At 63.1% G+C, this 26,646-nt stretch carries 29 protein-coding genes; 16 read left to right on the top strand and 13 right to left on the bottom strand.

Annotation, left to right across the window (positions count from 1 at the left end):
* Position 1 precedes the first annotated feature (1 nt).
* Both AC07OT_RS13165 and AC07OT_RS13160 read left to right on the top strand, forming a co-directional pair.
* Positions 2–1,333 carry an LLM class flavin-dependent oxidoreductase gene (locus tag AC07OT_RS13165; protein ID WP_495108247.1) on the top strand — a complete coding sequence of 444 codons (1,332 nt, stop codon included), beginning with the start codon at positions 2–4 and terminating at the stop codon, positions 1,331–1,333.
* Positions 1,330–2,262: a sulfonate ABC transporter substrate-binding protein gene (locus AC07OT_RS13160; RefSeq protein WP_495101208.1), complete on the top strand. Its 933-nt coding sequence runs from the start codon at positions 1,330–1,332 to the stop codon at positions 2,260–2,262. The genes AC07OT_RS13165 and AC07OT_RS13160 overlap by 4 nt, the downstream gene beginning before the upstream one ends.
* A 268-nt stretch (positions 2,263–2,530) precedes the next feature.
* On the opposite strand, the gene AC07OT_RS13155 is transcribed toward AC07OT_RS13160, so the two are convergent.
* Positions 2,531–3,973 (bottom strand): aldehyde dehydrogenase family protein, encoded by a 1,443-nt coding sequence (locus AC07OT_RS13155; protein WP_495108246.1) that lies wholly within the window; start codon positions 3,971–3,973, stop codon positions 2,531–2,533.
* Positions 3,970–5,595 carry a 5-guanidino-2-oxopentanoate decarboxylase gene (locus tag AC07OT_RS13150; RefSeq protein WP_495108245.1) on the bottom strand — a complete coding sequence of 542 codons (1,626 nt, stop codon included), beginning with the start codon at positions 5,593–5,595 and terminating at the stop codon, positions 3,970–3,972. Before AC07OT_RS13150 ends, AC07OT_RS13155 begins: the two co-directional genes overlap by 4 nt.
* 111 nt (positions 5,596–5,706) lie before the next feature.
* Here AC07OT_RS13150 and AC07OT_RS13145 point away from each other — a divergent pair, with 111 nt between their 5' ends.
* Positions 5,707–6,579, top strand: a complete 873-nt coding sequence (locus AC07OT_RS13145) for a LysR substrate-binding domain-containing protein (protein ID WP_495108244.1) — start codon at positions 5,707–5,709, stop codon at positions 6,577–6,579.
* A gap of 48 nt (positions 6,580–6,627) precedes the next feature.
* On the opposite strand, the gene AC07OT_RS13140 is transcribed toward AC07OT_RS13145, so the two are convergent.
* A complete protein-coding gene (locus AC07OT_RS13140) occupies positions 6,628–7,242 on the bottom strand; it encodes an NAD(P)-dependent oxidoreductase (protein ID WP_495108243.1) in 615 nt (204 codons plus the stop codon).
* 34 nt (positions 7,243–7,276) lie between these two features.
* Positions 7,277–8,140, bottom strand: a complete 864-nt coding sequence (locus tag AC07OT_RS13135) for an MBL fold metallo-hydrolase (RefSeq protein ID WP_495108242.1) — start codon at positions 8,138–8,140, stop codon at positions 7,277–7,279.
* 107 nt (positions 8,141–8,247) lie between these two features.
* On the opposite strand from AC07OT_RS13135, the gene AC07OT_RS13130 reads away from it, so the two are divergent.
* Both AC07OT_RS13130 and AC07OT_RS13125 read left to right on the top strand, forming a co-directional pair.
* Positions 8,248–9,153, top strand: coding sequence for a LysR family transcriptional regulator (locus AC07OT_RS13130; protein ID WP_495101214.1), 906 nt, complete (start codon positions 8,248–8,250; stop codon positions 9,151–9,153).
* A gap of 100 nt (positions 9,154–9,253) precedes the next feature.
* Positions 9,254–9,430 carry a hypothetical protein gene (locus AC07OT_RS13125; protein WP_162844255.1) on the top strand — a complete coding sequence of 59 codons (177 nt, stop codon included), beginning with the start codon at positions 9,254–9,256 and terminating at the stop codon, positions 9,428–9,430.
* A gap of 4 nt (positions 9,431–9,434) precedes the next feature.
* Here the strand turns inward: AC07OT_RS13125 and AC07OT_RS13120 are convergent, their stop codons facing one another.
* Complete coding sequence (locus tag AC07OT_RS13120) at positions 9,435–10,301, bottom strand: helix-turn-helix domain-containing protein (RefSeq protein ID WP_495108241.1); 867 nt, start codon at positions 10,299–10,301, stop codon at positions 9,435–9,437.
* Between the two features lie 189 nt (positions 10,302–10,490).
* On the opposite strand from AC07OT_RS13120, the gene pobA reads away from it, so the two are divergent.
* Together pobA and AC07OT_RS13110 are read left to right on the top strand one after the other, a co-directional pair.
* Positions 10,491–11,675, top strand: coding sequence for a 4-hydroxybenzoate 3-monooxygenase (gene pobA / locus AC07OT_RS13115; RefSeq protein WP_177414174.1), 1,185 nt, complete (start codon positions 10,491–10,493; stop codon positions 11,673–11,675).
* A gap of 66 nt (positions 11,676–11,741) precedes the next feature.
* Positions 11,742–13,259, top strand: coding sequence for an MDR family MFS transporter (locus AC07OT_RS13110; protein WP_495108240.1), 1,518 nt, complete (start codon positions 11,742–11,744; stop codon positions 13,257–13,259).
* A 69-nt stretch (positions 13,260–13,328) separates the two neighbouring features.
* Here AC07OT_RS13110 and AC07OT_RS13105 read toward each other — a convergent pair whose 3' ends face one another.
* The gene (locus tag AC07OT_RS13105; protein WP_092356617.1) at positions 13,329–14,168 is read right to left on the bottom strand and encodes a cache domain-containing protein; all 840 of its coding nucleotides are present in this window, start codon (positions 14,166–14,168) and stop codon (positions 13,329–13,331) included.
* 50 nt (positions 14,169–14,218) lie between these two features.
* On the bottom strand, positions 14,219–14,992 hold the full coding sequence (locus AC07OT_RS13100; protein WP_495101216.1) for a transporter substrate-binding domain-containing protein: 774 nt from the start codon (positions 14,990–14,992) through the stop codon (positions 14,219–14,221).
* A gap of 345 nt (positions 14,993–15,337) precedes the next feature.
* On the opposite strand from AC07OT_RS13100, the gene AC07OT_RS13095 reads away from it, so the two are divergent.
* The 5 genes from AC07OT_RS13095 to AC07OT_RS13075 all read left to right on the top strand — a co-directional run bounded on the left by AC07OT_RS13095 (position 15,338) and on the right by AC07OT_RS13075 (position 19,995).
* Positions 15,338–16,708: a glutamine synthetase family protein gene (locus tag AC07OT_RS13095; protein ID WP_495108239.1), complete on the top strand. Its 1,371-nt coding sequence runs from the start codon at positions 15,338–15,340 to the stop codon at positions 16,706–16,708.
* Between the two features lie 101 nt (positions 16,709–16,809).
* Positions 16,810–17,409 (top strand): class I SAM-dependent methyltransferase, encoded by a 600-nt coding sequence (locus AC07OT_RS13090; RefSeq protein WP_115485901.1) that lies wholly within the window; start codon positions 16,810–16,812, stop codon positions 17,407–17,409.
* Positions 17,410–17,531: 122 nt separating this feature from the next.
* Positions 17,532–18,665 carry a ribonuclease D gene (rnd, locus tag AC07OT_RS13085; RefSeq protein WP_141157022.1) on the top strand — a complete coding sequence of 378 codons (1,134 nt, stop codon included), beginning with the start codon at positions 17,532–17,534 and terminating at the stop codon, positions 18,663–18,665.
* Positions 18,662–18,955, top strand: a complete 294-nt coding sequence (locus tag AC07OT_RS13080; RefSeq protein WP_027604276.1) for a YcgL domain-containing protein — start codon at positions 18,662–18,664, stop codon at positions 18,953–18,955. The genes rnd and AC07OT_RS13080 overlap by 4 nt, the downstream gene beginning before the upstream one ends.
* A gap of 107 nt (positions 18,956–19,062) precedes the next feature.
* Complete coding sequence (locus tag AC07OT_RS13075) at positions 19,063–19,995, top strand: D-2-hydroxyacid dehydrogenase (protein ID WP_330214253.1); 933 nt, start codon at positions 19,063–19,065, stop codon at positions 19,993–19,995.
* Positions 19,996–20,122: 127 nt separating this feature from the next.
* Here AC07OT_RS13075 and AC07OT_RS13070 read toward each other — a convergent pair whose 3' ends face one another.
* Positions 20,123–20,707: a nitroreductase family protein gene (locus tag AC07OT_RS13070; protein WP_065938925.1), complete on the bottom strand. Its 585-nt coding sequence runs from the start codon at positions 20,705–20,707 to the stop codon at positions 20,123–20,125.
* 153 nt (positions 20,708–20,860) lie between these two features.
* Between AC07OT_RS13070 and AC07OT_RS13065 the strand changes: the two genes are divergently transcribed.
* Positions 20,861–21,310: a YcgN family cysteine cluster protein gene (locus tag AC07OT_RS13065; RefSeq protein WP_003172524.1), complete on the top strand. Its 450-nt coding sequence runs from the start codon at positions 20,861–20,863 to the stop codon at positions 21,308–21,310.
* Positions 21,311–21,323: 13 nt separating this feature from the next.
* Entirely contained in the window at positions 21,324–22,544 is a 1,221-nt protein-coding gene (locus AC07OT_RS13060) for a hypothetical protein (protein ID WP_495108238.1), read from the top strand.
* A 24-nt stretch (positions 22,545–22,568) separates the two neighbouring features.
* Here AC07OT_RS13060 and AC07OT_RS13055 read toward each other — a convergent pair whose 3' ends face one another.
* The 3 genes from AC07OT_RS13055 to AC07OT_RS13045 form a co-directional block, all read right to left on the bottom strand.
* Positions 22,569–22,919, bottom strand: coding sequence for a YgaP family membrane protein (locus AC07OT_RS13055; protein ID WP_027604272.1), 351 nt, complete (start codon positions 22,917–22,919; stop codon positions 22,569–22,571).
* A gap of 67 nt (positions 22,920–22,986) precedes the next feature.
* On the bottom strand, positions 22,987–23,454 hold the full coding sequence (locus AC07OT_RS13050; protein ID WP_027604271.1) for an RNA methyltransferase: 468 nt from the start codon (positions 23,452–23,454) through the stop codon (positions 22,987–22,989).
* 168 nt (positions 23,455–23,622) lie between these two features.
* Positions 23,623–23,997 (bottom strand): YajD family HNH nuclease, encoded by a 375-nt coding sequence (locus tag AC07OT_RS13045; RefSeq protein ID WP_003210675.1) that lies wholly within the window; start codon positions 23,995–23,997, stop codon positions 23,623–23,625.
* Positions 23,998–24,103: 106 nt separating this feature from the next.
* Between AC07OT_RS13045 and AC07OT_RS13040 the strand changes: the two genes are divergently transcribed.
* Entirely contained in the window at positions 24,104–25,024 is a 921-nt protein-coding gene (locus tag AC07OT_RS13040) for a ParB/Srx family N-terminal domain-containing protein (protein ID WP_495108237.1), read from the top strand.
* A gap of 39 nt (positions 25,025–25,063) precedes the next feature.
* On the opposite strand, the gene AC07OT_RS13035 is transcribed toward AC07OT_RS13040, so the two are convergent.
* Positions 25,064–25,750 carry a spermidine synthase gene (locus AC07OT_RS13035; RefSeq protein ID WP_065929156.1) on the bottom strand — a complete coding sequence of 229 codons (687 nt, stop codon included), beginning with the start codon at positions 25,748–25,750 and terminating at the stop codon, positions 25,064–25,066.
* 78 nt (positions 25,751–25,828) lie between these two features.
* On the opposite strand from AC07OT_RS13035, the gene AC07OT_RS13030 reads away from it, so the two are divergent.
* Positions 25,829–26,107 carry a hypothetical protein gene (locus AC07OT_RS13030; protein WP_027604268.1) on the top strand — a complete coding sequence of 93 codons (279 nt, stop codon included), beginning with the start codon at positions 25,829–25,831 and terminating at the stop codon, positions 26,105–26,107.
* On the opposite strand, the gene AC07OT_RS13025 is transcribed toward AC07OT_RS13030, so the two are convergent.
* Positions 26,104–26,577 carry a cyclic nucleotide-binding domain-containing protein gene (locus tag AC07OT_RS13025; RefSeq protein ID WP_027604267.1) on the bottom strand — a complete coding sequence of 158 codons (474 nt, stop codon included), beginning with the start codon at positions 26,575–26,577 and terminating at the stop codon, positions 26,104–26,106. The two genes, AC07OT_RS13030 and AC07OT_RS13025, sit on opposite strands and share 4 nt — an antisense overlap.
* Positions 26,578–26,646 lie beyond the last annotated feature (69 nt).

The following is a 26,646-nucleotide window of genomic DNA, read 5'->3' as shown; positions in this document are numbered from 1 at the left end:
CATGAGCCGTCAACTGAAACTCGGCGCCTTTCTCATGGCCACCGGGCACCATGTCGCCGCCTGGCGCCACCCGGACGTGCCGGCGGATGCCGGGCTGGATTTCGCCCAGTACAAACACCTGGCACGGGTGGCCGAAGCGGCGAAGTTCGATGCGCTGTTCGTGGCCGACAGCATCGCCGCCGCCACCGGCGCGATTGCCAGCCATATGGCGCGCTCGGACCATTTCGAACCGCTCACCCTGCTCTCGGCGCTGAGTGCGGTGACCGATAACATCGGCCTGATCGCCACGGCGACCACCAGCTACAACGAGCCCTACCATGTGGCGCGCAAATTCGCTTCGCTGGATCACCTGTCCGGCGGGCGTGCGGGCTGGAACCTGGTGACCTCGGACAACGCCGCCGAAGCGCAGAATTTTGGCCGCGACGAACACCTCGGCCATGGCGAACGCTACAGCCGCGCCAAGGAGTTTCATCAGGTGGTGACCGGGTTGTGGGACAGCTGGGAAGACGATGCCTTTGTGCGCGACAAGGCCAGCGGCAACTATTACGACCCGACGAAACTGCATGTACTGGACCATGTGGGCGAACACTTCCGGGTCAAGGGCCCGCTGAATGTGGCGCGCTCGCCCCAGGGCCAGCCGGTGATCGTGCAGGCCGGTTCTTCCGAAGCCGGCCGTGAGCTGGCCGCGCAGACCGCCGAGGTGGTGTTTACCGCACAGACCTCGCTGGCCAATGCCCAGGCGTTTTATGCCGACCTCAAGGGCCGCTTGAGCCGGTACGGGCGCGGGCCGGATTCGCTGAAAATCATGCCCGGCGTGTTTGTGGTGGTCGGGGCGACCGAGGCCGAGGCCCAGGCCAAATTCGAGGCGTTCCAGGATCTGGTCGAACCGGAGGTGGGTGTCGCGTTGCTGGGACGCATGCTGGGCAATTTCGACCTGTCCGGCTATCCGCTGGACGGGCCGTTGCCGGCGCTGCCGCTGACCGACAGCGGACAACGCAGTCGCCAGCAACTGCTGAGCGACTTGGCCAACCGTGAGCAACTGACCCTCGCGCAATTGGGTCGGCGAATTGCCGGGGGCCGGGGGCATTACAGCCTGATCGGCACGCCTGCGCAGATTGCCGACGAGCTGCAGAACTGGTTCGAAAACGGCGCGGCCGATGGTTTCAATATCCTGGTGCCGCACTTGCCGGGTGGGTTGGAAGATTTCGCGCAATGGGTGGTGCCGGAGCTGCAGCGGCGCGGCCTGTTTCGCACTGAATACAGCGGTTCCACCTTGCGCGAAAACCTCGGCCTGGCGCGCCCGGCCCATCGTTTTACAGAGGGTAAAGCATGAAGTTTCCAGCACTGATCCTGGCCCTGCTGGCGGTGACGCAAACCGCCCTGGCCGCCGACCCCGCCACCTTGCGCATCGGCTACCAAAAAGGCTCCATCGCCCTGGTCCTCGCCAAGCAACATGACCTGCTGGAAAAGCGTTTCCCGAAGACGGAGGTGAAGTGGATCGAGTTCCCCGCCGGCCCGCAGATGCTTGAAGCGCTGAACGTGGGGGCACTGGATGTGGGTTCCACCGGCGACATCCCGCCGCTGTTCGCCCAAGCCGCCGGGGCCGACCTGGTCTACATCGGCGCCGAACCGCCCAAGCCCAGCGCCGAGACGATCCTGGTGCGCAATGACAGCCCGCTGCATTCGGTCGCGGACCTCAAGGGCAAGAAAGTGGCGTTCCAGAAGGGCTCCAGCTCCCACAACCTGATCCTGCGCGCGCTGAACAACGCCGGCCTGAGCTACAAGGACATCCAACCGGTGTACCTGCCCCCGGCCGATGCGCGAGCGGCGTTCGAACAAGGCAGCGTCGATGCCTGGGCGATTTGGGAACCCTACTCGTCACTCGCCTTGAGCCAGAGCCCCAGCCATGTGCTGGCCAATGGCGAAGGCTTGGGCCTGTCTGGACCGGTGTACAGCGCGCGGCGCGAGTATGCGCGGGACAATGGGGCCTTTATCCATGACCTGCTCGACGAACTCACCGCCGCCGAAGCCCTTACCCGCAGCCAGCGCGAAGACAGTTTGAAAGTACTGACCGAGTTCATGGGCCTGCCCGCCGAGGTGGTTGCGCGCTATATGGACAACCGCCCGCCTTCGCCGATTTTGCCGATTGACGAGGGGATCATTCAGGCGCAGCAGGCGACGGCGGATCTGTTTTTCCAGAACCGGTTGTTGCCCAAAGCCATCGAGGTCAACAAGGCCGTGTGGAATTCCAAAGCCAACTGAGATCCAAATGTGGGAGGGGCAAGTCCTAATGCCGATCAGTTAAGAGATAGAACGGGCAAACAGTCACCTGTGGTGAGCGGGCTTGCCCCGCGTTGGGCTGCGTAGCAGCCCCAATAAGAGCGCTGCAGTGTGCCAGGCAGGTCCGGGGCTGTGTTTTGGGGCTGCTGCGCAGCCCAACGCGGGGCAAGCCCGCTCACCACAGTTACAGTGTTCCTCCTTAACTGACTGGCATTAGGTGCAAGCTCCCTCCCATATTTGTTCTGCGTCGTCAGATAGATCTGATCACATGCTTGATCTCCTGAAACGCCGCCAGCCCCCACGGCCCCAGCTCACGGCCGATACTGCTCTGCTTGTAACCACCCCATGCGGTCTGCGGGAAGATCACCTGCGGTGCGTTGATCCACACCAACCCGGCCTGCAAGGCATTCGCCACGCGCTCGGTGGTCTCGACGCTGCGGCTGACCACGCTGGCCACCAGGCCGAAATCGCTGTCGTTGGCCAGGGCAATGGCCTCTTCCTCAGTGGCAAAAGCTCGTACACACAGCACCGGGCCGAAGATTTCTTCGTTCCACAACGCACTGTCCAATGGCACGTCGGTAAACACCGTCGGGCGAATGAAGTAGCCCTTCGCCAGATTCGCCGGGCGTTCGCCGCCACACACCAATCGCGCGCCAGCCTCAACGCCCCGTTGGATATGCCCCAGCACCCGCTGATACTGCACGCAGTTGATCAACGCGCCCATTTCCACGTCATCGGCAAATGGGTCGGCGACGCGAATCCCTTCAGCCTGTGCCTGCAAGCGTTGCAGGAATTCATCCGCCAGGCTGTCGGCCACCAGCACGCGGCTGGTGGCGGAACACATTTGCCCGGCGTTGAAAAAACCACCGCCACACGCCAGCTCCACCGCCAGGTCGAGGTCGGCATCCGCCAGTACCAGCAGCGAAGATTTACCGCCCAATTCCAGGCTCACGCCTTTGATGGTTTCCGCTGCACGTTGCATCACCTGCACCCCCACGGCGTTGCTGCCGGTGAAGGAAATCTTCGCCACGCGACGGTCTGCGGCCAACGGTGCGCCAACGGCCAAGCCGGTGCCGCAGACCAGGTTGAACACCCCCGCCGGGCAGCCCGCGTCAGCGATGATTTGCGCCAACTGCAACTCCGCCAATGGCGTGACTTCCGAGGGCTTGAGCACTACGCAGCAACCGGCGGCAAGGGCGGGGGCGAGTTTCCAGGCGGTGGTGACCATCGGGAAATTCCACGGCACGATCAACCCCACCACGCCGCACGGCTCACGGCGCAGCCGCGCGCTGAAGTCGTCGCTGGGCAGCGCCACCGGGCGGTCCTGGCCGGCGTCCATGTCGTCGGCGATACCGGCGTAGTACTCGAACGTGGCGATCACGTCGTCCACATCGATGCCGGCTTCAAACAGCGGCTTGCCGTTGTTGCTCGATTGCAGGTGCATCAACTGTTCGCGCTGCGCGCTGACGCCTTGGGCGATTTTGCGCAGCAGGCTGGCGCGATCACGGCCGCTACTTTTCGACCAGTCGATAAAGGCCGCGCTGGCTGCATCCACGGCCTGGGTCACGGCCTGCCCATCGCCGACGCTGACGCGGGCCAGGGTCGCCTCGGTGGCCGGGTTGATCACCTCCAGCACGTCATGGCCGGCACGCCATGCGCCGTCGATATACACACCGTTCACTACTGCGCTCATACCGCTGTCTCCTTCATCCATAGGTCCTGGTCGATCTCAATCAGCGTCGGCCCCGGGCGATCGGCGGCGGCGCGCAAGGCGTTGCGCAGCTGTGCAACGCTGTGGGCGCTGTCGGCAGCACTGCCGAGGGCCTTGGCCACCCCGATAAAGTCCGGGGTGTAGATGTCTACGCCGACCGGTTCGATGGCGCGGTTGAGCATGTATTTCTTGATCTCTTCATAACCCTGGTTATTCCACAGCAGCACGATGATCGGCGTGCGCGCTTCCACTGCACTGGCCAGTTCCGGCAGGGTGAATTGCAGCCCGCCGTCACCGATCAAACACACCACCGGCTGCCCATCGCCACGGCCCAGCCACGCGCCGATGGCGGCCGGCAGGGCGTAGCCCAAGGTGCCGTAGCCGGTGGAGGAGTTGAACCAGCGGCGCGGGTGGTCGAGGTTCAGGGTCAGGTTGCCGCTGTACACCGGTTGGGTCGAGTCGCCCACCAGCACGGCGCCCGGCAATGCCTCCAGCACTGTAGTGAGGAACAGGGTTTGCGCGCGGGTGGCGGCGTCCCAGGCGGGGGCCAGTTCGGCCCACAACCGGGCGACGCGCTGAGCGCCCCAGTCGGTGTGGCGGGGGCCCAGCGGCGTGCGGTTCAAGTCGGTCAGCAAGGCATCGGCGGCGATCTGCGCATCGGCCACCAGTGCGAGGTGCGGCGGGTAATTGCGCACGGTCTGGTCGGGGTCGATATCGATGCGCAGCAGCGCGCCGGGTATCTCGAAGCCACCGGCGAAGGTCACGTCGTAGTCGGTCTCGGCCAGCTCGGTGCCGATGGCCAGCACCACATCGGCCTCGGCCACCAGCGCGCGGGTAGCGACCAGGGACTGGGTGGAGCCGATCAGCAGCGGATGCTCGGAAGGCAGCATGCCCTTCGCATTGATGGTCAGGGCCACCGGCGCGCCGAGGGTTTCGGCCAGGCGGGTCAATTCGGCGGCCGCCTCAATCGCGCCGCCACCGGCCAGGATCAGCGGACGTTTGGCGGCGGCGAGCAACTGGCTCATCTGCCTGACCGCCGCCGGTGCCGCACCGGCACGGGTGACGTTGATCGGCTTGCTGCCCAACAGTGCATCGGCGTTTTCCACCAGCACATCCAACGGAATCTCGATATGCACCGGGCGCGGCCTGCCGGCCTGGAACAACGCAAACGCCCGCGCCAGCACGGCGGGCAATTCCGCTGCCGACATCAATGTATGGGAGAACGCCGCCACCCCGGCCATCATCGCGCCCTGGTTCGGCAGCTCATGCAGCTTGCCGCGCCCGCCGCCCAACTGGCTGCGCGATTGCACGCTGGAAATCACCAGCATCGGGATCGAGTCGGCGTAGGCCTGGCCCATGGCGGTGGTGATATTGGTCATGCCGGGGCCGGTGATGATGAAACACACGCCCGGTTTGCCACGGGTGCGCGCGTAGCCGTCGGCCATAAAGCCGGCGCCCTGTTCGTGGCGCGGGGTGACGTGGCGGATGCTCGAGCGGGCCAGGCCGCGATACAGCTCCACGGTGTGCACGCCGGGGATACCAAACACCTGGTCCACGCCGTAGCGTTCCAGGAGGTTGACCAATACTTCGCCGCAGGTCGCCATAGGTGTCGCTCTTGTTATGGAATCGTGGCGGTATTGGAACGGCTGGCCCGTAGCGGCAACAATCGATAAAAAGTCATACTAGCCATGTCTTCACGTCATGGCTGCGCCCTTATGAAACGCCTTCCGCCCCTGCCCGCGCTGCATACCTTCTGGGTCACGGCCCAGTGCTGCAACTTCACCCGCGCCGCCGAGCAACTGCACATCACCCAAGGCGCGGTGAGCCGGCAGATCGCCGGGCTGGAGAGCCATTTGGGCTACGCCTTGTTCCAGCGCCAGGCACGGGGGTTGAGCCTGACCGAGGAAGGTCGTGAGTGGGCGCAACGGGTGCAGCAGGTGTTTGGCCTGCTCGGTGACGCGCTGGAACAGATCGGCAATCGCCGCCAGACCCTGCAAATCAAGGCCTCCACCTGTGTCATGCGCTGGTTGTTGCCGCGCTTGATGCAGTGGCAAAAGGAACGCCCGGATGTGCCGGTTGAACTCACTACCACCGTGGCCTACAGCGTGGATTTTCGTCGCGAGCAATTCGACGCGGCGGTGATCTATGCGCCCATCGCCGAGCAGTCGGCCGAGGCGCGGCATTTGTTCGATGAGCAACTCACCCCGGTCTGCGCCCCCGCGCTGCTCGCCGGTTTGCACACCCCGGCGGACCTGCAGCAACAGGTGCTGTTGCACCCCACGCGGGATGAGCGCGATTGGGCGCGGTGGCTCAAGGCGGCGGATACGCGGTTGAGCAACTTGAGCCAGGGGCATCATTTCGAGACGTTGGACTTGGCGATGAACGTGGCCTCCCAGGGCTCCGGGGTGGCGATGGGCGACAGTGCGTTGATGGGCGAGGATCTCAAGGCGGGTCGGCTGGTGATGCCGTTCAAACTGCGGGTGCCGACGGGGAAGGGTTATTACCTGGTGTATCCGCCGGGGACGGTGCCGTCGGCAGGGCTTGAAGCGTTGATGGATTGGTTGGTGAGCCAGGCGCAACCGGCGTAGGCGCTGAAGATCCAAATGTGAGAGGGGGCAAGCCCCCTCTCACAGGTGTCAGTAGCCGACGGTGAAGCGCTGGCGCGAGTGCTTCGGTGCTTCCACTTCATCGAGCATGGCGATGGCGTAGTCGGCAAAGCTGATCGAGCTGCTACCGTCACTGCTCACCAGCAAATCATCCTGGCCCAGGCGGAATTTACCGGTGCGTTCGGTGCCATCGAACAAGGCCGACGGCGACAGGAACGTCCAATCCAGGTCCTTTTCCTGACGCAGCACGTCAAGAAACTCGGCGCCTGCACTGGCTTCGGCCTTGTATTCGGCAGGGAAGCCCGCGCTGTCGATCACCCGCCCACCACCGGGCAGCCGCAACGAACCGGCGCCACCCACCACCAGCAGGCGTTTCACCCCGGCTTTTTTCACCGGGCCGATCACAGCGCTGGCGGGCAGCGTAGCGAAATGTGCCGCGCTGATCACCACATCGCTGCCGCTGATGGCTTGTTCCAGGGCATTGGCATCCAGTGCATCAACCTGCTTGACGGTGACGCCGGGGCGTACAGCCAGCTTGTCGGTGTTACGCGCGATAGCCACCACGCTATGCCCACGACGCAGGGCTTCTTCCAGCAATTGGCTGCCGGCACGGCCAGTGGCCCCAATGATTGCGATCTTGCTCATGATGTTCTCCAGTACGGTCAGGGTTTAAAGCCATTCACCACTTCATTTCGCCCTTGGCGACTTTGGCGCTCAGTTCCAGCGAGCTTTCGTCGGCGAGGGTGGGGTAACGCTTTTTCATGGCCGCGATCAGGGCGGCGGCGTCCTTGGCCTTGGCGGTTTCTACGTCGAAGGCCTTGATGTAATCGGCAGTAAAGGCCACGGATTGCGGCGACGGCGTGCCCAGGTAGTGGCCCGGAATCAGCGTGCGTGGCTTCAGCTGTTCGATGCGTTGCAGGGTCGCAAGCCAGTCTTTATGGGATTGCGCGCTTTGGGTGTCGGCCATCCACAGGTGAATGTTTTGCGCGACCACCACGCCCCCGACCACGGCCTTGATCGACGGGATCCACACGAAGCTGCGGTCCGGCTGCGGGCCATCCAGGCCGATCACCTCCAGTTGCTGCCCTTCAAGGGTCAGGCTGTGGCCTTGCAGCACCTGGGGCACGATGGTTTTGCCCGGTTTGTCGGCCCCCATTTTCGGGCCCCAGAATTCAAGTTTGCCGGCCACGGTGGCGTTGATATGGTCGACCACCGGTTGCGGTGCCAGGACCTTGGCGTCGGGGAACGCGGCCGTCAGGGTGTCGAGGCCGAAGTAGTAATCCGGGTCGCCGTGGCTGATGTAGATGGTGGTCAGGTGTTTGCCGCTGGCGCGGATCTTCTGCACCAGTTGCTCGGCCTGGCCCTTGCCGAATTGCGCGTCTACGAGGATCGCGTCTTTGGCGCCGCTGACCAGCACCGAGCTGACCGGGAAGATCGCCGCCTCGCCTGGGTTGTAGACATCCAGGGTCAGGTCGGCCGCCGCTGCATGGCCGGCAAACGCCAAGGCAGCGGTGAAGGTCAAGCGCTTGAGGGTTGAGAACATCGGGCGGCTCCAGCAGTGAGTTCAAAGGATGCACAGAGCTTAGTTGCACTAAACGAGACTAAAAATGCGATGCTGGGACATAGTTTGTTTCTGAAATCGGGCAAATCATGGATCGTCTTCAAGCAATGCGCGTGTTTGTCACGGTGGTGGACCTGGGCAGTCAGTCCGCCGCTGCCGATCATCTGGACCTGTCCCGCCCTGTGGTGTCGCGTTACCTGGCCGAGCTGGAAGACTGGGTCGGCGCGCGCCTGTTGCACCGCACCACCCGCAAGCTCAGCCTTACGGCGGCCGGTGGCGAAACCCTGCCACGCTGTCGGCAACTCCTGGAGTTGTGCGGCGATATGCAGGCCGCCGTCAGTGAGCCCGATAATGCGCCCCGTGGCCTGTTGCGCCTGAGTGTCAGCACCTCGTTCGGCCAGGCGCAATTGGCCGAGGCCATTGCCGAGTACGTCAAGCGCTACCCCTTGGTGACGATTGACCTGCAAATGCTCGACCGCACGGTGAACCTGGTGGACGAGCGCATCGACCTGGCAATCCGCACCAGCAACGACCTGGACCCCAACCTGATCGCCCGGCGCCTGACGGTCTGTCGCTCCGTGGTGTGCGCAACCCCGGCCTACCTGTTGGAGCACCCGGCGCCGCAGAAAGTCGAGGACCTGGCCCGGCACAACTGCCTGACCCATTCGTACTTCGGCAAAAGCCTGTGGCATTTCGAGGAGCACGGCGAGCACGTCTCGGTGCCGGTGCACGGCAATATCACCGCTAACGAAGCGAGTACGTTGTTACGCGTGACGCTGGCCGGTGCGGGGGTGGCGATGTTGCCCAGCTACCAGGCCGGCGATCACATCCGCCGTGGTGAACTGGTACGTCTGCTACCCGAGGCCGAACCCCGGCAGATGAACATCTACGCGGTCTATGCGTCACGCAAACACATGCCATCGGCGTTGCGCAGCCTGCTGGATTTCCTGGTGGTGAGGTTCCCCGAGGAGCCGGTGTGGGATAGGTGTCTTTAGGGCGACATAACCCTGTTGAATGTCGCCCAATAATGGCAACTCGCCCTGGTTGACCTATGCTTTAAACAGCACCCTGTAGATCCGCTCAGAGGTCTGTGCCATGAGCATTAAAACCCGCAAATACCTGATGATTTTCTTCCTCTGCGCCTTGGCGACCGGCCTGTATGGCACCGCCGCCTACCGCGTGGAGCAGACCCGGATGCAGCCGACCTTTGCGATCAGCTGCCATCAGGACCAATGCGTTCCCCACACCGGCAGTTTCAGTGCACTCAGGTAGGCGGTTATTCGGCCTTGAGTTGTTCGCGAAACGCCTTGGGTGAGAACCCGACCCGTCGGCGGAACAGCCGAGAGAAGTTGGTTGGGTCGGAAAAACCCAGTACTTCCGACATCTCGTTGATGGTCATGCTGGTGTAGGTCAGCAGGCGCTTGGCTTCGAGTAATTGGCGGTCATGCATGATCTGCAAGGCAGGCTGCCCACCCAGTTCCCGACACGTCCCATTCAGGTGTGAGACCGAGATACCCAGTTTGTGGGCCAGATCCTCAATCTTCGGGTGTTCCCGATAGTGCTGTTCAACCAATTGCGTAAAGCGCCGGAAATACTCGCGGCCCCTTGGCGCACGCGGGTGGCGACGCTGGATGGCCTGGCGGCTGATCCACACCAGCAGCACACTGACCAGCGCATGCATCAGCATGTCCCTGGCCGGTTGGTCGTCGGCGTACTCGTCCTGCAGGCGGGCGAACTGGCTGTTGAGGTAGTCACTGTCCTTGCCCGCCGGGTAGCTGCCCAGGGTCTGCAAACCGCCTGCCGAGGCGCCCAGCTGGGCTTGCAAGTGGCTGACCAGCGGTGCCGCCAGGGTGACTACATAGCCTTCCACATCTTCGGCAAAGCGAAACCCATGCACGCACAACGGCGGCAATACCTGCAGCGTGGCTTCTTTGAGGGTGGTGCGCTGGCCTTCGATTTCCAACTCGGCCTGGCCTTTGTGCACGTACAGCAGTTGGCACAGATCCGCGTGCCGGTGGGGCTGGATTTCCCACTGGTATTCCCGACTGCGCCGGGAAATGGTTTCGCAGTGCAACAAATCGGGGGTCGGCCATTGCTGGCTTTCTCCGTAAAGCTTGAAGACCGGAATCGCGGTGTTGGTCATGGTTTCAATCCGATACTCAGGACAGTGGTGCGGTAATCGCCCAAATTGGCAAAAAGCGCAGGTTTTGTCGCAGTTTTCACCTTCTTATACTGCGCACTCAAGTGAAAACTGTCAGCCACAAGATCAATGACAACTCTTTCACTCGATCCGTTCGGGTGGAACTTGCGGGCGATAAAAATAATGAAAACCCTGAAAACCCAAGTCGCCATTATCGGCGCCGGCCCCTCCGGACTCTTGCTCGGCCAGCTGTTGCACAACGCCGGTATCCAGACCCTGATCCTTGAGCGCCAGAGTGCCGACTACGTACAAGGCCGCATCCGCGCCGGGGTGCTGGAGCAAGGCATGGTCAACCTGCTGCGCGAGGCGGGCGTGAGCCAGCGCATGGATGCCGAAGGCCTGGTGCATGATGGCTTCGAGCTGGCGCTGGACGGCCAACTGACCCACATCGACCTCAAGGCGCTGACCGGCGGCCAATCGGTGATGATCTACGGCCAGACCGAAGTCACCCGCGACCTGATGGCCGCCCGCGCCGCCGCTGGCGCCACCACCCTGTATGAAGCACGCGACGTGCAGCCCCATGATCTTAAAAGTGATCGACCCTGGCTGACGTTCGAGCATCAGGGCCAGGCGTTTCGCCTGGAGTGCGACTACATCGCCGGTTGTGATGGGTTCCACGGTGTGGCGCGCCAGTCGATCCCGGCTGAATCGCTGAAAGTGTTCGAGCGTGTCTACCCCTTCGGTTGGCTGGGCATCCTTGCCGACACCCCGCCGGTGCACGCGGAACTGGTGTACGCCAAGCATTCACGGGGCTTTGCGCTGTGCAGCATGCGTTCACCGACGCGCAGCCGCTACTACCTGCAAGTGCCGGCCGAGGAACCCGTGGATGAATGGTCGGACGAACGCTTCTGGGCGGAACTGAAAACCCGCCTGCCCAGCGCCTTGGCTGAACAACTGGTCACCGGCCCCTCCATCGAAAAAAGCATCGCGCCCCTGCGCAGTTTTGTGGTGGAACCGATGCAGTACGGGCGCCTGTTCCTGCTCGGCGATGCGGCCCATATCGTGCCGCCCACCGGGGCCAAGGGCTTGAACCTGGCGGCCAGCGACGTGAGCACCTTGTTCCGGATTTTGCTCAAGGTGTATGGCGAGGGGCGCGTGGACTTGCTGGAACGTTATTCCGCCATCTGCCTGCGCCGGGTGTGGAAGGCCGAACGGTTTTCCTGGTGGATGACCTCTATGTTGCATCAATTCCCTGAGTCCGACGGATTCAGCCAGCGCATTGCCCAGAGCGAGCTGGAGTACTTCATCCACTCCGAAGCCGGGCGCCAGACCATCGCGGAAAATTACGTCGGACTTCCTTACGAGCCTATCGAATAGCCTGCTATCGTATCGAGCATTCCCGCGGGCCGCCTTTTCCCGCGGGCCCTGCTCGAAGGTTCTGCCGTGACTCAGCTCAATCAGCCCGCGCCACCGCTCCCCGCGGTGCGCAGTATTCTCGCCTCGTTGATGATGGCGATCTTCCTCGGTGCCCTGGACCAGACCATCGTCGCCGTGTCCATGCCCGCCATCTCCGCGCAATTCCACGACGTCAACCTGCTGGCCTGGGTCATCTCCGGTTATATGGTGGCGATGACGGTGGCGGTGCCGATCTACGGCAAGCTCGGCGACCTCTACGGGCGGCGGCCGATGATGCTGATCGGCATGGGCCTGTTCACCGTCGCTTCGTTGTTCTGCGGCATGGCCCAGAGCATGGAGCAACTGGTGCTGGCGCGGGTGCTGCAGGGCATCGGCGCCGGCGGGATGATCTCGGTGAGCCAGGCGATCATCGGCGACATCATCCCGCCCCGTGAGCGCGGGCGCTATCAGGGCTATTTCAGCAGCATGTACGCGGTGGCCAGTGTGGCCGGGCCGGTGCTGGGCGGCTACATGACCGAGTACTTATCCTGGCGTTGGGTGTTCCTGATCAACCTGCCGTTGGGCGCCGGTGCCTGGTACGTGGCCCATCGCACCCTGGTGGGGCTGCCGGCACCGCAACGCAAGCCGATTATCGATTACCTCGGCACCGTGCTGATGATCATCGGCCTCACCGCCTTGCTGTTGGGCATCACCGAAATCGGCCAGGGCCATCATTGGCGTGACAGCCAGGTGCTGGGGCTGCTGGCCTGTGCCCTGGTGGCATTGACCCTGTTCGTCTGGCACGAGCGCCGCGCCCGCGAGCCCTTGCTGCCGATGCACCTGTTTGCCAACCGCAGTGCGGTGCTGTGCTGGTGCACGATTTTCTTCACCAGCTTCCAGGCGATTGCCCTGACGGTGCTGATGCCCCTGCGCTTTCAGACAGTGACCGGCGGCGGTGCCGAAAGTGCCGCCTTGCATTTGCTGCCCCTGGCGATGGGCCTGCCCATCGGCGCCTATTGCGCCGGGCGCATGACCTCGGTGACCGGGCGTTACAAACCGATGATCCTCGGCGGTGCGCTCTTGAGCCCGCTGGCGATCCTGGGCATGGCCTACAGTGCGCCTCAGGATATGCTGCTGACCGGCGTATTCATGTTGCTGTGCGGGATCGCCGCCGGCATGCAGTTCCCCACCTCCCTGGTGGGGGCGCAGAACTCGGTGCAGCAACGGGACATCGGCGTTGCTACCAGCACCACCAACCTGTTCCGCTCCCTGGGCGGCGCGGTGGGGGTGGCGTGTATGTCGGCGTTGCTGCTGGCGCTGTTGCAGGACTCCAGCTTCGCCCACCTGGCCAGCGGTGCGCTGGTGGCCGAGGGCGGTTCCGGCAATGTGCTGCTCGACGGCCTGAACGCCGCGCCAGGCCCGGCGCAGGATGCCCTGCGCGGGGAGCTGGGGGTGACGTTCCGGCATTTGCTGCTGGTGAGTGCGGGGGTGTCGCTGCTGGGGTTGGCGGCGGCGATCGCGATGCCCAATCGCGTGCTGCGCGGGCGAGAAGACAAAACCCGCTGACTGACACAATAGAGATTTGATGTGAGAGGGGCTTACCCCCTCCCACATTTGAATGCATTCCAGTTCAGATCAGGGGCTGTAGTAACCCACCGCAACCATGAAATGTCCGGCCTTGCGCACATACGCATGCTTGTTCTCGACCTTATCCGTCACCGGGTTCTTCCAACGGTACTTGTATTCCCCCTGGTCCTGCTCGGCCATCAGCTTGAGGATCGGCTCGCCCACCGGCTTGCCGTCGGGGTCCTTGATCTTGCTGAAGTCGGTGTTGATCAGGCGCAGGTTGGTGCCATGGGCCACGTAGCGCTGGGTGTTCAAGTCCACGACAAACACATAGAGGTCATCCTGCAGGAAACCGCCCTGCAATGAGTTGATGGCCTTGAGTGTGCCGGCTTCATCCTTCAGCAACGCGTTCACCGCCTTGTTGCGCAGGGCCCGGGCCTGTTCCGGGGTGGCGCGCGGCAGGTAATAACCCACGGCCAGGATGCGCTCGCCGACGCGCTGGTAAAACACATGCTTGTGCTCGACCTTGCCGTCGTTCCAGTTCTGCCAACGGTAGTCGGCCTGTTGGATACCCTGGCCTTCCGGCACCTTGAGCGCGTCCTTGAATGACTGGCGCAACTCTGGCCCGAGTACCTCGGACACATCCCGGCCGATCAAGGCGGAGGAGGGCCCGCCGCTGGCCAGCAGCACGCCCTGGGTGTCGACCACGAATACGTAGCGGTCATGGTCGACAAACTCGCCTTGGCGGCTGAACACGGCGAGCGCCTTGTCGCCGTTGCTCTGGTAGTAGGCCAGGGCTTTTTCCAGCAGGGCCTTGGCAGCCTGGGCGTCCTCGTCCTGAGTGGTCGCGGCGTGCACCTGGCTGAAACACAACAGCAGCAGCCAGGTTATGCGGAGCAGTCCCTTCATGTCCCGTCCCTCGTTCTTATTGATGTGAGCACAGCGTAGACGGCTCTGGCTCAGGGCGCCGCCAACCATTGGCTGACGATGCCGTCGTAGACGCCGGTGGCCACGCTCAGGTGCAACCACTGGTCGACATAGCTCTTCCATGCCACATCATCGCGGGGCAGCAGGAAGGCTTTTTCGCTGTACTGCATCTGCCGCTCCGGGTTGACCGCGCACAACCCGGGCTTTTGCTTCTGCTGGTAACGCGCTTCGCTGGCGTCGGTGATCATCACGTCGGCTTTGCCGGCCAGCAGTTCGTCGAAGATGGTCACGTTGTCGTGCAGGCGGATTTGCGCCTGGCCCAGGTGGGCGCGAGCGAAGACTTCGTTGGTGCCGCCCGCCGGTTCGATCACGCGCACCTGGGGCTGGTTGATCTGCTCCACGGTCTGGTAGCGCTTGACGTCGGCGCAACGCACCAGCGGGATCTTGCCGTCGACCCCGAGGGACTGGCTGAAGAAGGCTTTTTTCTGGCGTTCCAGGGACACCGAAATCCCGCCCACGGCGATGTCGCAGCGCTGGGCGAGGAAGTCCGGCATCAGGGTTTTCCAGGTGGTGGGCACCCACTGGATCCTGGCATTGAGGCTCTTGGCCAGGGACTCGGCCATGGCAATGTCGATGCCTTCATAGCTGCCATCAGTGCGCAACGAGGTGTAGGGCTTATAGTCGCCGGTGGTGCAGACGCTGAGGGTGCCGCGCTCAAGCACCTGGTCAAGGCGCGAGGGGGCGGTGTCGGCCAGGGCGGAGGTGGCCAGGCTTGCCAGTACGCACAGGGTTATCGTTGTTTTCATGCGATCGGGTCCTTGGGGCATGCTCGGGGGCGGTCATTATTTCCAGCAAGGGCCAAGGTAGCAAGGCGCGGCGAATGTTTAGCCAAGTCGCAACCAAACTCCGCCAACCCTGAATTTAAACACCTATGCGGGCGTGTGACGCTGGGCGCATCTCTATCATTGTGATCCACCCATGGGCGGCTCCCCCGACACTCACCCTGCGACACTGCCCTCCGAACTCGCCTTCTGGGCCCTGTTCCACTGCCGCCACGCGCGCCCGCCAGATTCCCTTCTCCTACGCTGATTTACCCCACGGATGACGCACCCTTGTGCGCGCCTGCCTGAAACAAACGTAAGAGAACCCCCATGAGTGTTTTTGCCAGCCTGCACGAAGCCCACGCCTTCCTTGAACAGCATCCGGACATCGAGATGTTCGAGCTGTTTATCCTCGACAACAACGGCGTGCCGCGCGGCAAGTTGCTGCACCGCGATGAATTGCTGGCGGTGTATGAAAGCGGCCGTCCGTTGCCCAGCACCATCCTCGGCCTGACCATCAATGGCGACGATGTGGAGAATTCCGGGCTGGTGTGGGAGGTGGGCGATATCGACTGCCGCGCCTACCCGATCAGCGGCAGTTTGCAGCGCATGCCATGGCGGCTGATCCCCACTGCCGCGGTGCAGGTTAGCATGCACCCCACCGAAGGCCTGCCCGCCACCGTGGCCGACCCCCGGCATTTGCTGGCCAAGGTGATCGAGGGCCTGAACACCGACGGTTATTACCCGGTGATGGCGGCGGAACTGGAGTTCTACCTGCTCGACCAGAAGCCCGACAGCAATGGCCGCCCGCAACCCGCACGGGACGTGGACGGCGGGCGCCCACGCGCGACCCAGGTCTACGGCCTGCGTGAGCTGGAGCAGATCGAACCGTTCCTCGCCGACCTTTACAGCGCCTGCAAACTGCAAGGCATTCCGGCGCGCACGGCAATCTCCGAATACGCCCCGGGCCAGGTGGAAATCACCCTGGAACACCGCGCCGATGCCCTGCAAGCCATGGACGAAGCGGTGCGCTACAAGCGCCTGGTCAAGGGCGTGGCGCACAAGCACGGCATGGCGGCGTGCTTCATGGCCAAGCCGTTCGATGACCTGGCGGGCACCGGCATGCATATGCACGTCAGCCTGGCCGACGCCGAGGGCAACAACCTGTTCGCCAGTGAAGCCGCCGACGGCACGCCACTGCTGCGCCACGCGGTGGGGGGCATGCTCAGCACCCTGCTCGATTCACTGCTGATGTTCTGCCCCAACGCCAACTCCTATCGCCGTTTCCAAACCAACAGCTATGCGCCGCTGGCCGCCACCTGGGGCGTGGACAACCGCACCGTCAGCCTGCGGGTACCGGGTGGTCCGGCCCATTCCCGGCATATCGAACACCGCATTTGCGGCGCCGATGCCAACCCTTACCTGGCGGCGGCCGCGATCCTGGCGGGCATCCACCGTGGCCTTCGCGAACAACTCGACCCCGGTGCCCCGGTGGAAGGCAATGGCTACGCCCAGGCCAAGGAATTGCTGCCCACCGATTGGCTCACCACCCTGCGCGCACTGGAGGCTTCAAGCTGGGCGCGGGAGGCGTTCGGCAGCGAGTTCCTGGGCGTGTACCTGGCGGTGAAACATGCTGAATACCGCCAGTTCATGGGCGAGGTGGGCGAGCAGGACTGGCGTTGGTATCTGCATCAGGCGTGATGGTTTTTACGGCGGTGAGGGCTTCGACCTTTTTTTCACGTTGCAAGGGTTAAGCTGCGAATCAAGGTCGTTCACTACCGTTTCAGTCACATGAGCCTGCGATGTCGCCACAACCTCCTTCTTCCATCGAGATCGAATACGCCGAACGCTGTGGCCTTGAGCACGCCAGGGTCTGCGGTGACACGCGCCCGCCCGGTCTGCGCCAGCGCCTGGCGTCATGGCGCGACGAGTGGTTGGTGCGCCAGGCGCTCAAGGTCGCTGGCGAGCCGGGGCTGATCCTGGACCTGGCCTGCGGCTCGGGGCGCTTCTGGCCGGTGTTGGCCGAGCACGTCAACCGGGTGATCCTGGCCTCGGACAATTCCCAGGACATGCTCGACCACGCCCGTAGCCACCATCCGGCGTCATTGCTCAAGCGCGTCAAGACCTTCCAGGGCTCGGCGTTTTCCATCGGCTTGTCGGCGAATGCGGTGGATTGCATTTTCTGCCTGGAGTTGTTTCGTCATGTGCCCAGCAGCGAAGGGCGCATGGCGTTGCTGCGCGAGTTTCACCGGGTCAGCCGCGACACGGTGATTGTGTCGGTACCCTCGCGTACCGCCGTGGAAGAGGAATTTCGCCAGGCCGGGTTCAAGGTCTTGAGTCAGCAGGAATTCATGCCGGGCTCCAGCCTGTGGCGGGTCTACGTTCTTCGTAAGAAAGGATAACTCCTACTTGTCGGACTATTCTTCATCTCCTGTCTGAGTTTTCATGGTTGCCTGTGCACTGCGGATGCTCGCTAGCCCCGTTCGCGATATATACTGCGCGCCATTCTTCAAGGGAGAGCCGTGTGGCCATCGATATTCACTGGATCTGCGACAACGATAGCCTCGGCCAGCATTGCGCCGAATGGCAGCAGTTGCCATTCGTCGCCCTCGACACCGAATTCATGCGGGTCGACACTTTTTATCCCATTGCCGGGCTGATCCAGATCGGTGATGGCGTACGCGCTTACCTGATCGATCCCCTGACCATCGACAACTGGCAACCCCTGGCCGCGTTGCTGGAGAACCCGGCGGTGATCAAGGTGGTGCACGCCTGCAGCGAAGACCTTGAGGTGTTGCTGCGCCTGACCGGCAGCCTGCCGGTGCCGTTGTTCGATACCCAATTGGCCGCCGCCTACCTGAACCTCGGCTTCTCCATGGGCTACTCGCGCCTGGTGCAAGCCGTGCTCGATATCGAGTTGCCCAAGGGCGAGACCCGCTCGGACTGGCTGCAGCGGCCATTGTCCGAGACCCAGGTGAGCTACGCCGCCGAAGACGCCGTGCACCTGGCCGAGGTCTACATTCGCCTGCGCCCGCGCTTGTCGGATGATAAATACGCCTGGGTCCTGGAAGACGGCGCCGAACTGGTTGCCAACCTGCGCCGCGAAGTCGACCCGTACGAGGTCTACCGTGACGCCAAGCTGGCGTGGAAACTGTCCCGTGCCCAGCTCGCCGTATTGCGTGAACTCTGTGCCTGGCGCGAGCAACAGGCCCGCGCCCGTGACCTGCCGCGCAACCGCATCATTCGCGAACACTCGCTGTGGCCCCTGGCCAAGTCCCAGCCGGACAACCTCGCCGCCCTGGGCAAGATCGAAGACATGCACCCGCGTACCGTGCGCCAGGATGGCCAGTTCCTGCTGGACCTGATCAAGCGTGCCGGTAGCGTTTCCATGGACCAGTGGCCGCCGGCCGTGGCTGAACCGCTGCCGGTGGACGCCGCCACGCTGATCAAGCAACTGCGCGCCCTCGGCCAGACATTCGCCGAGCGCCTGGACATGGCGCCGGAACTGATGCTGCGCAAGAAAACCCTCGAAGCCCTGGTTAAAAGTGGCTACCCCGATGGGCCTTACCAATTGCCAGACTCGCTGCGTGGCTGGCGCCGCGAGTTGATGGGCCAGGCGCTGCTCGACAGCCTGGCCACTGCCGGAGAACAGCCTTGAAACGTATTTGCTCCATCTATCGCAGCCTGAAAAAAGACGGCATGTACCTCTACGTGCTCAAAAGCGACGCCCTGGAGCGCGTGCCGGAGCCCTTGATGGCGGCGTTCGGCAAACCGCACCACGCCTTCGACATGGTGCTGACGCCGGAGCGCAAGTTGTCCCGCGAAGACATCATCGTGGTGCTGGAAAATCTCGACAAGCAGGGCTATCACCTGCAAATGCCGCCGGCCGAGGACGAGTACATCGAGCACCTGCCCGAAGAGCTGCTGCGTCGCAACGACCCGATGTGATCGGGCAGTGCCTCGCCCGGGGCACAGGTTTCAATGGAATCGTATTAGTGGGCGGTGGCCGTAGGGAAGCGGGCGGCCGTCTGCACTGTTTTTGAAAGGTTTGAACCATGCGTGTTCTGATTGCTGAACAGGATCACCCGCTCTACGCCCAATTGCTCAATGACGCGGCGCCGGACCTGGAGGTGCTCACCAGCGGCGACTCGGCCGAGCTGTCGCGCCTGGCCGCCGATTGCCCGGTATGGCTGGGCCAGCCGGACCTGTTGGCGACGCTGTTGCGCCAGGGCCACCAGCCGCAGTGGCTGCAATCGACCTGGGCCGGTATTACGCCGCTGCTGGCCGAAGGCTTGCCCCGCGACTATCGCCTGACCCGCGCCGTCGGTATTTTTGGCCAGGTCATGGCCGAATTTGTCCTCACCTACATGCTGGGCCACGAGCGCGAAGTACTGGCGCGACTGGTCAGCCAGGTTGAGCGCAAGTGGGACAGCCGCACTGGCCAGAGCCTGGCGGGGCGCAAGGCGTTGATCGTGGGTACCGGCGACATCGGCCAGCGTGTCGCCGAGTTTCTCGTGCCGTTCGGCGTCAAGTTGTACGGCATCGCCAGCACTGCGCGGGAACAAGCGCCGTTTATCGAAGTGGCCGGGCTCGACCAACTGGGTCGGTTGGTGGGGGAGGTGGACTACGTGATCAACCTGCTGCCCAACACGCCGAACACCCATGACCTGTACGACGCCGCGCTGTTCAAGCAGTTCAAGCCGACCGGTTTGTTCATCAACGTCGGGCGCGGTGTGGCGGTGGTGGATGCCGATCTGGTCGAGGCCCTGAAAGAAGGGCACCTGGCCGGCGCGGTGATCGACGTGTGCCGCCAGGAACCGTTGCCGCAGCGCCACCCATTCTGGACCGCCTGGGGCCTGCTGTTGACCGGGCACAGCTCCGCGCCGACCTCGCCGCCGATGATGGTGGAGCTGTTCCTGGAAAACCTGCGCGCGTACCAGGCCAAGCAAGCCTTGCGCGGGGAAGTGGATTTCGAGCGCGGTTACTGAGGCGGCGCTGGGAGAAAATGTGGGAGGGGGCTTGCTCCCGATAGCAGAGTGTCAGTCACTGTATCTATTGACTGAACCACCGCTATCGGGGGCAAGCCCCCTCCCACATTTTGAGATTGCGTCAGTTTCAGAGGCTGAAATCACCTTCTGACACCAGCTCGCTCAGCGGCTTGCGCGGGCTTGGCGCTTCACGGCCCTGCAGGTACTCCGGCAAGGTCGACTTGTCGCCCAGCTTGCCCACCGCAACGGCGGCGTGCAGCGCATAACCCTCTGGAATCTTCAGCTCCTTGCGCGTCAGCTCCTGATCGAAGCCGGCCATGCCGTGGGTGTGCCAGCCGCTGAGGCTGGCTTGCAGCGCCAGGTGGCCCCAGGCCGAGCCGGTGTCGAAGGTGTGCCACAGTGCTGGGGTTTCTTCCGTGGCGCCGGGGGCGATGAAGTCGGTTTTCGAGGCAATGATCACCAGGGCCGACGCATGCTGTGCCCAACCACGGTTGAATTCATTCAGCAGGCCCAGGAAGCGCTCCCAGTCCGGCGTGTCACGGCGTGCATAGAGAAAACGCCAAGGCTGCGAGTTGTAGGCCGACGGTGCCCAGCGTGCGGCTTCGAAGAAGCTCAGCAGGGTTTCCTGCGGGATGCTCTCGCCGGTAAAGGCACGAGGCGACCAGCGTTCGGTGAACTGGGTATGGATCGGGTAATCGGCAACGCGTGTCATGGGCAGCTCCTGATCGTCAATTCGGCGCTCAAAGCTACTGCGCCCCCGCTGGACTGACAAGTCTTGTCATACCGACAGTCGTAAGCGCTTGGCCCCGGGGGCCTTGGGCACTAGACTGGCGGCCTTTTCACCTACCGATACCGATGTAGAGCCATGGCCGCCAAAGTCGAACCTTTCTGGATACGCAAAACCCTTGAACACCTCGACCAGGAGGAGTGGGAGTCGTTGTGCGACGGCTGTGGCCTGTGCTGCCTGCAAAAGCTTGAGGATGAAGACGACAACAGCGTCTATTACACGCGCATCGCCTGCAAGCTGCTGGACCTGAAAACCTGCCAATGCACCGACTACCCCAACCGCCGTGCCTCGGTACCTGACTGCATCCAGCTCACCCCGGGCCAGGCCGACCAGTTCAAATGGCTGCCGCCCACCTGCGGCTACCGCCTGGTCAGCGAGCGCAAGGACCTGCCGTTGTGGCACCACTTGGTCTGCGGCGACCGCGATGCCGTGCACCACGAACGCATTTCCCAGTCCGGGCGCATGCTCAGCGAAGGCAGCGTGCCCGAGGACGACTGGGAGGATTACCTGATCTTCCGCGCGGGCTGAGCAAGGAGTGTGTATGAGGGCGGGAACCAAGCTGGCGGCAAGCCTGGTGTTGCTGGCGTTGAGCATGCCTGCGTGGTGCGCGAAGAAAGTCGACCTGGATTATCACGTCAAGCTGCTGCCCCAGAGCGATCAGGCCGAGGTGCGGGTGAGCCTGTCCCAGGGTTCGGCGGTGCGGAGCCTGAACTTCGACCTGGGCCGCACTGGCGACTACAGCGACTTCAAGGCCGATGGCCAGTGGAGCGTCAATGACCAACGCGGCCTGTGGCAACCCAGCGCCAGCAAGGCCAGCCTGACCTATCGGGTGCGCCTGAGCCACGCGCGCAAACCGGGTATTTATGAAGCGCGGATGACTCCGAGCTGGGCGCTGTTTCGCGGCGAAGATCTGGTGCCGCCCGCACGCCTCGACCAGCAGGATGGTGTCGAACTGGTCTCGCGCCTGGTGTTCGAACTGCCGGCCGGCTGGAAAAGCATCGAAACCGCTTGGCCGCGCATCGGCAAGAACAAGTTCCGCATCGACAACGTCTCGCGCCTGTTTGACCGGCCCACCGGCTGGATGCTCGCCGGCACCCTGGGCAGCCGCCGCGTGCGCCTGGGCGAGACCGAAGTGACCATCGCCTCGCCCAAGGGGCAAGCCATGCGGCGGATGGATGTGCTGACGCTGCTGACCTTTGTCTGGCCGCAGGTGGAAGCGGCGTTCCCACGTCATCCGGCCAAGCTGCTGGTGGTGGGCGCCAGCGATCCGATGCGCCGTGGTGCGGTCTCGGCGCGCGACTCGATCTACCTCAACAGCCGCACGCCGCTGGTCAGCGAGAACGGCAGCAGCCCGTTGATTCGTGAAGTGGTGCAGGCGATTGGCCGCTTCAACGACCACGACACCAGTGACTGGATCAGCGAGGGGCTGGCGGAGTACTACGCCATTGAGCTGGTGCGCCGTGCCGGCGGGGTGACCGATGAGCGCTATCAGGCGATACAGGCGCGCTTGGCCAGGGACGGCAAGGACGTGACCAGCCTGCGCGGCGTCCACGTCAGCGGTGCGACGGTGTCACGGGCGGTGGTGGTGTTGCAGGAGCTGGATCGCGAGATCCGCGTAAAGACTCACAACAAGCGCTCCCTGGATGACCTCGCGCAGGCGGTGATGCGCGCCAACAGCATCACCACCGCGGAGTTTGTGCAGTTGGCCGAGAGCATCATCGGCGAATCGTCGGTAGTGCTCGATTCCAAACTCTTACGCTGATGCTTAGCCCTCCCACATTTGAATCTAACCAGTGGTTTTAACCGCTTTCTCAGCTGCCACTTCCGCCTTGGTCTTCAGGTTTTTCAGCTCTGCACCGGCACGTTCGATCTTCGTGCGCACGCTGTTCATTTCCTGGCGGCCCTGTTCCAGCTTGTCTTTAAGCGCACTGTGCCCGGTAAAGCCGCGCGCCAGGGCCACGCCGCCGATCGCCACCTGAATCAGGCCGAAAATCCCGCCACGGCGCAGGCCCTTGCCCACCATCATCACGCCACCGGCCACCGAGCCGATGCGCTCCCAGCCGTGCACGTTCTGGGTGGGCTGATTCTGGAAGGGGGTGTGTTCGATGATAGGTCGCAAGGTTGTGCTGTCGCTCATGATCTGTCTCCAACAAGGTCAAGTGTATGCAGCTGACTGCGCGCAGGCGCCGGATGTTCCCAAAAGATCAGTACTTGGGGCCCGAACGGGTGTTGTTGCCCTTGGCCATGCGGTCGTAGAGCACCACGTTGACGGTGGCGGCCAGGTTCATGCAGCCGGTGGTGGGGATGTACACGACGTCTTCGCACCAGTCGCGGATGTCTTTATCCAGCGACCCGTCTTCAGGGCCGAAGATATACAGCGCGCGGTCGGGGTGCGTGTACTCGGGCAGCGGGCGGGCGCCGTCCACCAGTTCCACGGCGACCGGGATGCAGCCCAGGGGCAGGATCTTTTTCAGGTCATCGATGCCGATCAGCGGAATGTCGTGGTGGACCTTCTTGGTGTCGGTGACGAAGTCCCGGGCGCGCTCGTAGCGCACGCCGGTGTAGAACACCGAGGCCACGCCGTAGCAGCCGGCGGCACGCATGACCGAGCCAACGTTTTCGGGGGATTTGGGGTTATACAGACCGATGCAGCTGTAGCGTTTATTGCCCACGGGGAAGGGTGCCTTGGAGAAAAGCGGCGATTATACGGCCTGAAGGCGGTGTATTGCTTGGGCTAACGCTATCGGGAGCAAGCCCCCTCCCACATTTGAAAGTGTTCACAACTCAAAATGTGGGAGGGGGCTTGCTCCCGATGAGGCCAGGACAGGCGACGACACTCTTCAGTCGTCTTTCTTCATCAACCCCGCCAACGCCGCAAACGGGTTATGCGTGGCCTTGGCGATCGTCGGGCTGCTGGTGGAGCCTTCGCCGAAGTACTGCTGGTCGGTGTAGCGCGAGTGTTCGTTGTCGTGGCAGTACAGGCACAGCAACTCCCAGTTCGAGCCATCCTGGGGATTGTCATCATGATTGTGGTTACGGTGGTGTACGGTAAGTTCGCTCAAGCGCTTGCCGGCGAACTCACGGGCGCAGCGGCCGCACACGTGGGGGTACATCTTCAGGGCTTTGTCGCGGTAGCCCATTTCCCGGTCGCGCTGGGCATCGGCAAGGATGCGGTCCAGCTTGGCGGTGTGGGAGGGCGGGTTGGTCGAGCTCATCATGGCTCCTGGCTGTTTGGGGGTCACGGATAGCGTTGATTCTAGCCGCTTGCGTCGCAAATGACCGCTGGGATCGATTTACTTTACTCATAAGGATCTGAAAAACATGCGTCTGCTTTCATGGACTGTTGCACTGCTACTGTGTGTCGTTACCCTCCAGGCCCAGGCGTTCTCGACGCCCAAGCCCGGGCAAGTGATCGAAGTTGCCCTTGAACAATTGCATCCGACCCAGGCGGTGGTGGGCTTCGACCAGATCTACTACAGCCTGGGCCTGTTCGCCGACAAACCCGCCAAGGTCTTCGATGAATACTGCGAAACCAACGGCCAGGGCGAGGCCGACAAGGTGCCCAGCAAGGCTGACCTGCACCAGCCCGACAGCTTCACCTGCAAGGACCCGGTGGGCACCCACCCCGAGGACATGAAAACCGTGGTGGTCGGCCCCGCCGGCCAACTGTACCTGACCGACGGTCACCACAGTTTCACCACCTTGTGGGAAGTGCCCGGCGGCGGCCCGCGCTTGAAGATGTGGGTCAAGGTCACCGACGACTTCAGCAACAGCCCGAACATGGCGAGCTTCTGGCAGCGCATGGAAGCGGCCCGCAAGGTCTGGCTCAAGGACAACCAGGGCCAGACCCTGCCGCCCGATCAACTGCCGGCGCACCTGGGCTTCAAGAACCTGCAGGACGACACCTTCCGCAGCCTGGTGTATTTCACCCGCAAGGCCGCCTATAGCAAGCCGGATGGCGGCGAGATCGCACCGGAGTTCCTGGAGTTCTATTGGGGTAACTGGCTACGCACGCAGATTGATCTGGGCCAGTACAACCTGAACAAGAAAGGCGGCTTTAAGGACGCTATCGAAGCGGTCGCCAAGCGCATGGTCAGCCTGGCGCCGGGCTCACAGGTGGGTGACAGCGGTTTCACCGCCCATCAACTGGGCGGCATGACCCGGCTGGACCGCGATGAGCTGGAGAAGACCTTCGACAAAAAAGTGCCGTACGTGATCGACTACCGCAAATCCCACAACTGACAGGGGTCAACATGTGGGAGGGGGGCTTGGGAAGCGTGCTCAGCCCTTGAGCTTCTCCGCTATCCAGATGGTATGCCGGGTGCCCTTGTTGCCATGGGCAAACACCTGCACTTCCTCGGCCTTGAAACCGGCCTTGCGCAGTTTGTCGCTGAATAGTTTGTCGGCGCTGGCGGACCACACCGCCAGCACGCCCTTGGGCCGCAGGGCCTTGGCGCAGGCAGCCAGGCCACCGGCGGAATAGAGCCAGCTGTTGGCCTTCTGCGTCAGGCCTTCGGGGCCGTTGTCGACGTCGAGCATGATCGCGTCAAAGCCCTGGGGCTCGGCCTGCAGCACCTTGGCCACGTCTTCCATGCGGATCACCGTGCGCGGGTCCAGCAGTGGGCGGCCGGACTTTTCCCCCAGGGGCCCCCGGTTCCACTCCACGACACCGGGTACCAGTTCCGCCACCACCACTTCGGCGCTCTTGCCCAGGTGCTTGAGTGCCGAGGCCAAGGTGAAGCCCATGCCCAACCCACCGATCAATACCCGTGAGCCCGGGCGCCCCGCGACCTTGCGGCAAGGGATTTCCGCCAGCGCGTCTTCGGAACCGTGCATGCGCGTGTTCATCAACTGGCCGCCGTCACCGCCCTGGATCTTGATGACAAAGTCTTCACCGTATTCGAACAGGCACAAGGCACCGCCGTTGTCGGGGATCGGGGTGGTGTCCAGCAGAACGAAACGTTTCATGGAAATCTCATTGGGAAGGGCATTCTTGCGCGGTTGGGAGTAGCCTTACGACATTCCGGTCAGGCCATGGAGCCATCGATGAAGTGCAGCATTCTAACGGTCATTGTGTTGAGCGCGCTCGCATTGGGTGCGGCGCAGGCTCAGGAGTTGCAAACCGTACCGGTGGCGCCGGCACCTAGCCCCGGCGCACCGGGCACGCCAACGCCGACGCTGTATCCGCAGATCACCCCGCCGGCCGTGCCGAAGACGAATGGCTCACCGCCGTTGGTGCCCATCGTTTTGCCGACACCGCCCAAGGACCAGACGGTGCCTGGCCTGCAGCAGAACGACAGCAAGCCGAAGACCCCCGGCGGTTAAAACTGTTGGGAGAGTAATTGCCCATCGGCCATGCGCAGGCGCTTGGACAACGCGATGGCGATTGCGCGGATGATCTTCGCCGCCACACGCGGCGTTTCATTGAGCATCTTTTCCAGGGCGTCCTTGCCCAGGTTCAACAACACGCAGTCGCTGGCGGCCACGCAACTGGCGGAGCGCCGCTCGCCGTCAAGCACGGCCATCTCCCCAAAGGCCCGACCGCTGCGCAGGGTGGCAATGGTCAGGCGCTGGCCGGTGTGGTTGGTTTTCTGCACCGCCACCTGGCCGCTGTGGATGATGCACATGAAGGTGCCGGCATCGCCCTCGAGGAAAATCACCTCGCCCTCGGCAATGCTGCTGATGTTGAAGTAGCCGGCGGCGACGTAGAAGTCTTCCGGCAACAACGGGTCGAACAGGCCGCAGTCCATGAGCATGTCGCGGATTTCGGTATTCATTAAAGTCGGGAGTGCCATGGCTGCAATCTTGGTCCATCAATCAGGAGGCGGTCTGAATGTTCAGACAGGACCGCCCCGCTAAGTTCC

This window comes from Pseudomonas sp. GW821-FHT09C10 (genome assembly GCF_059418085.1).
Note: the sequence above shows the minus strand (reverse complement) of the source record. Positions and strands in the feature narration are given on the sequence as shown.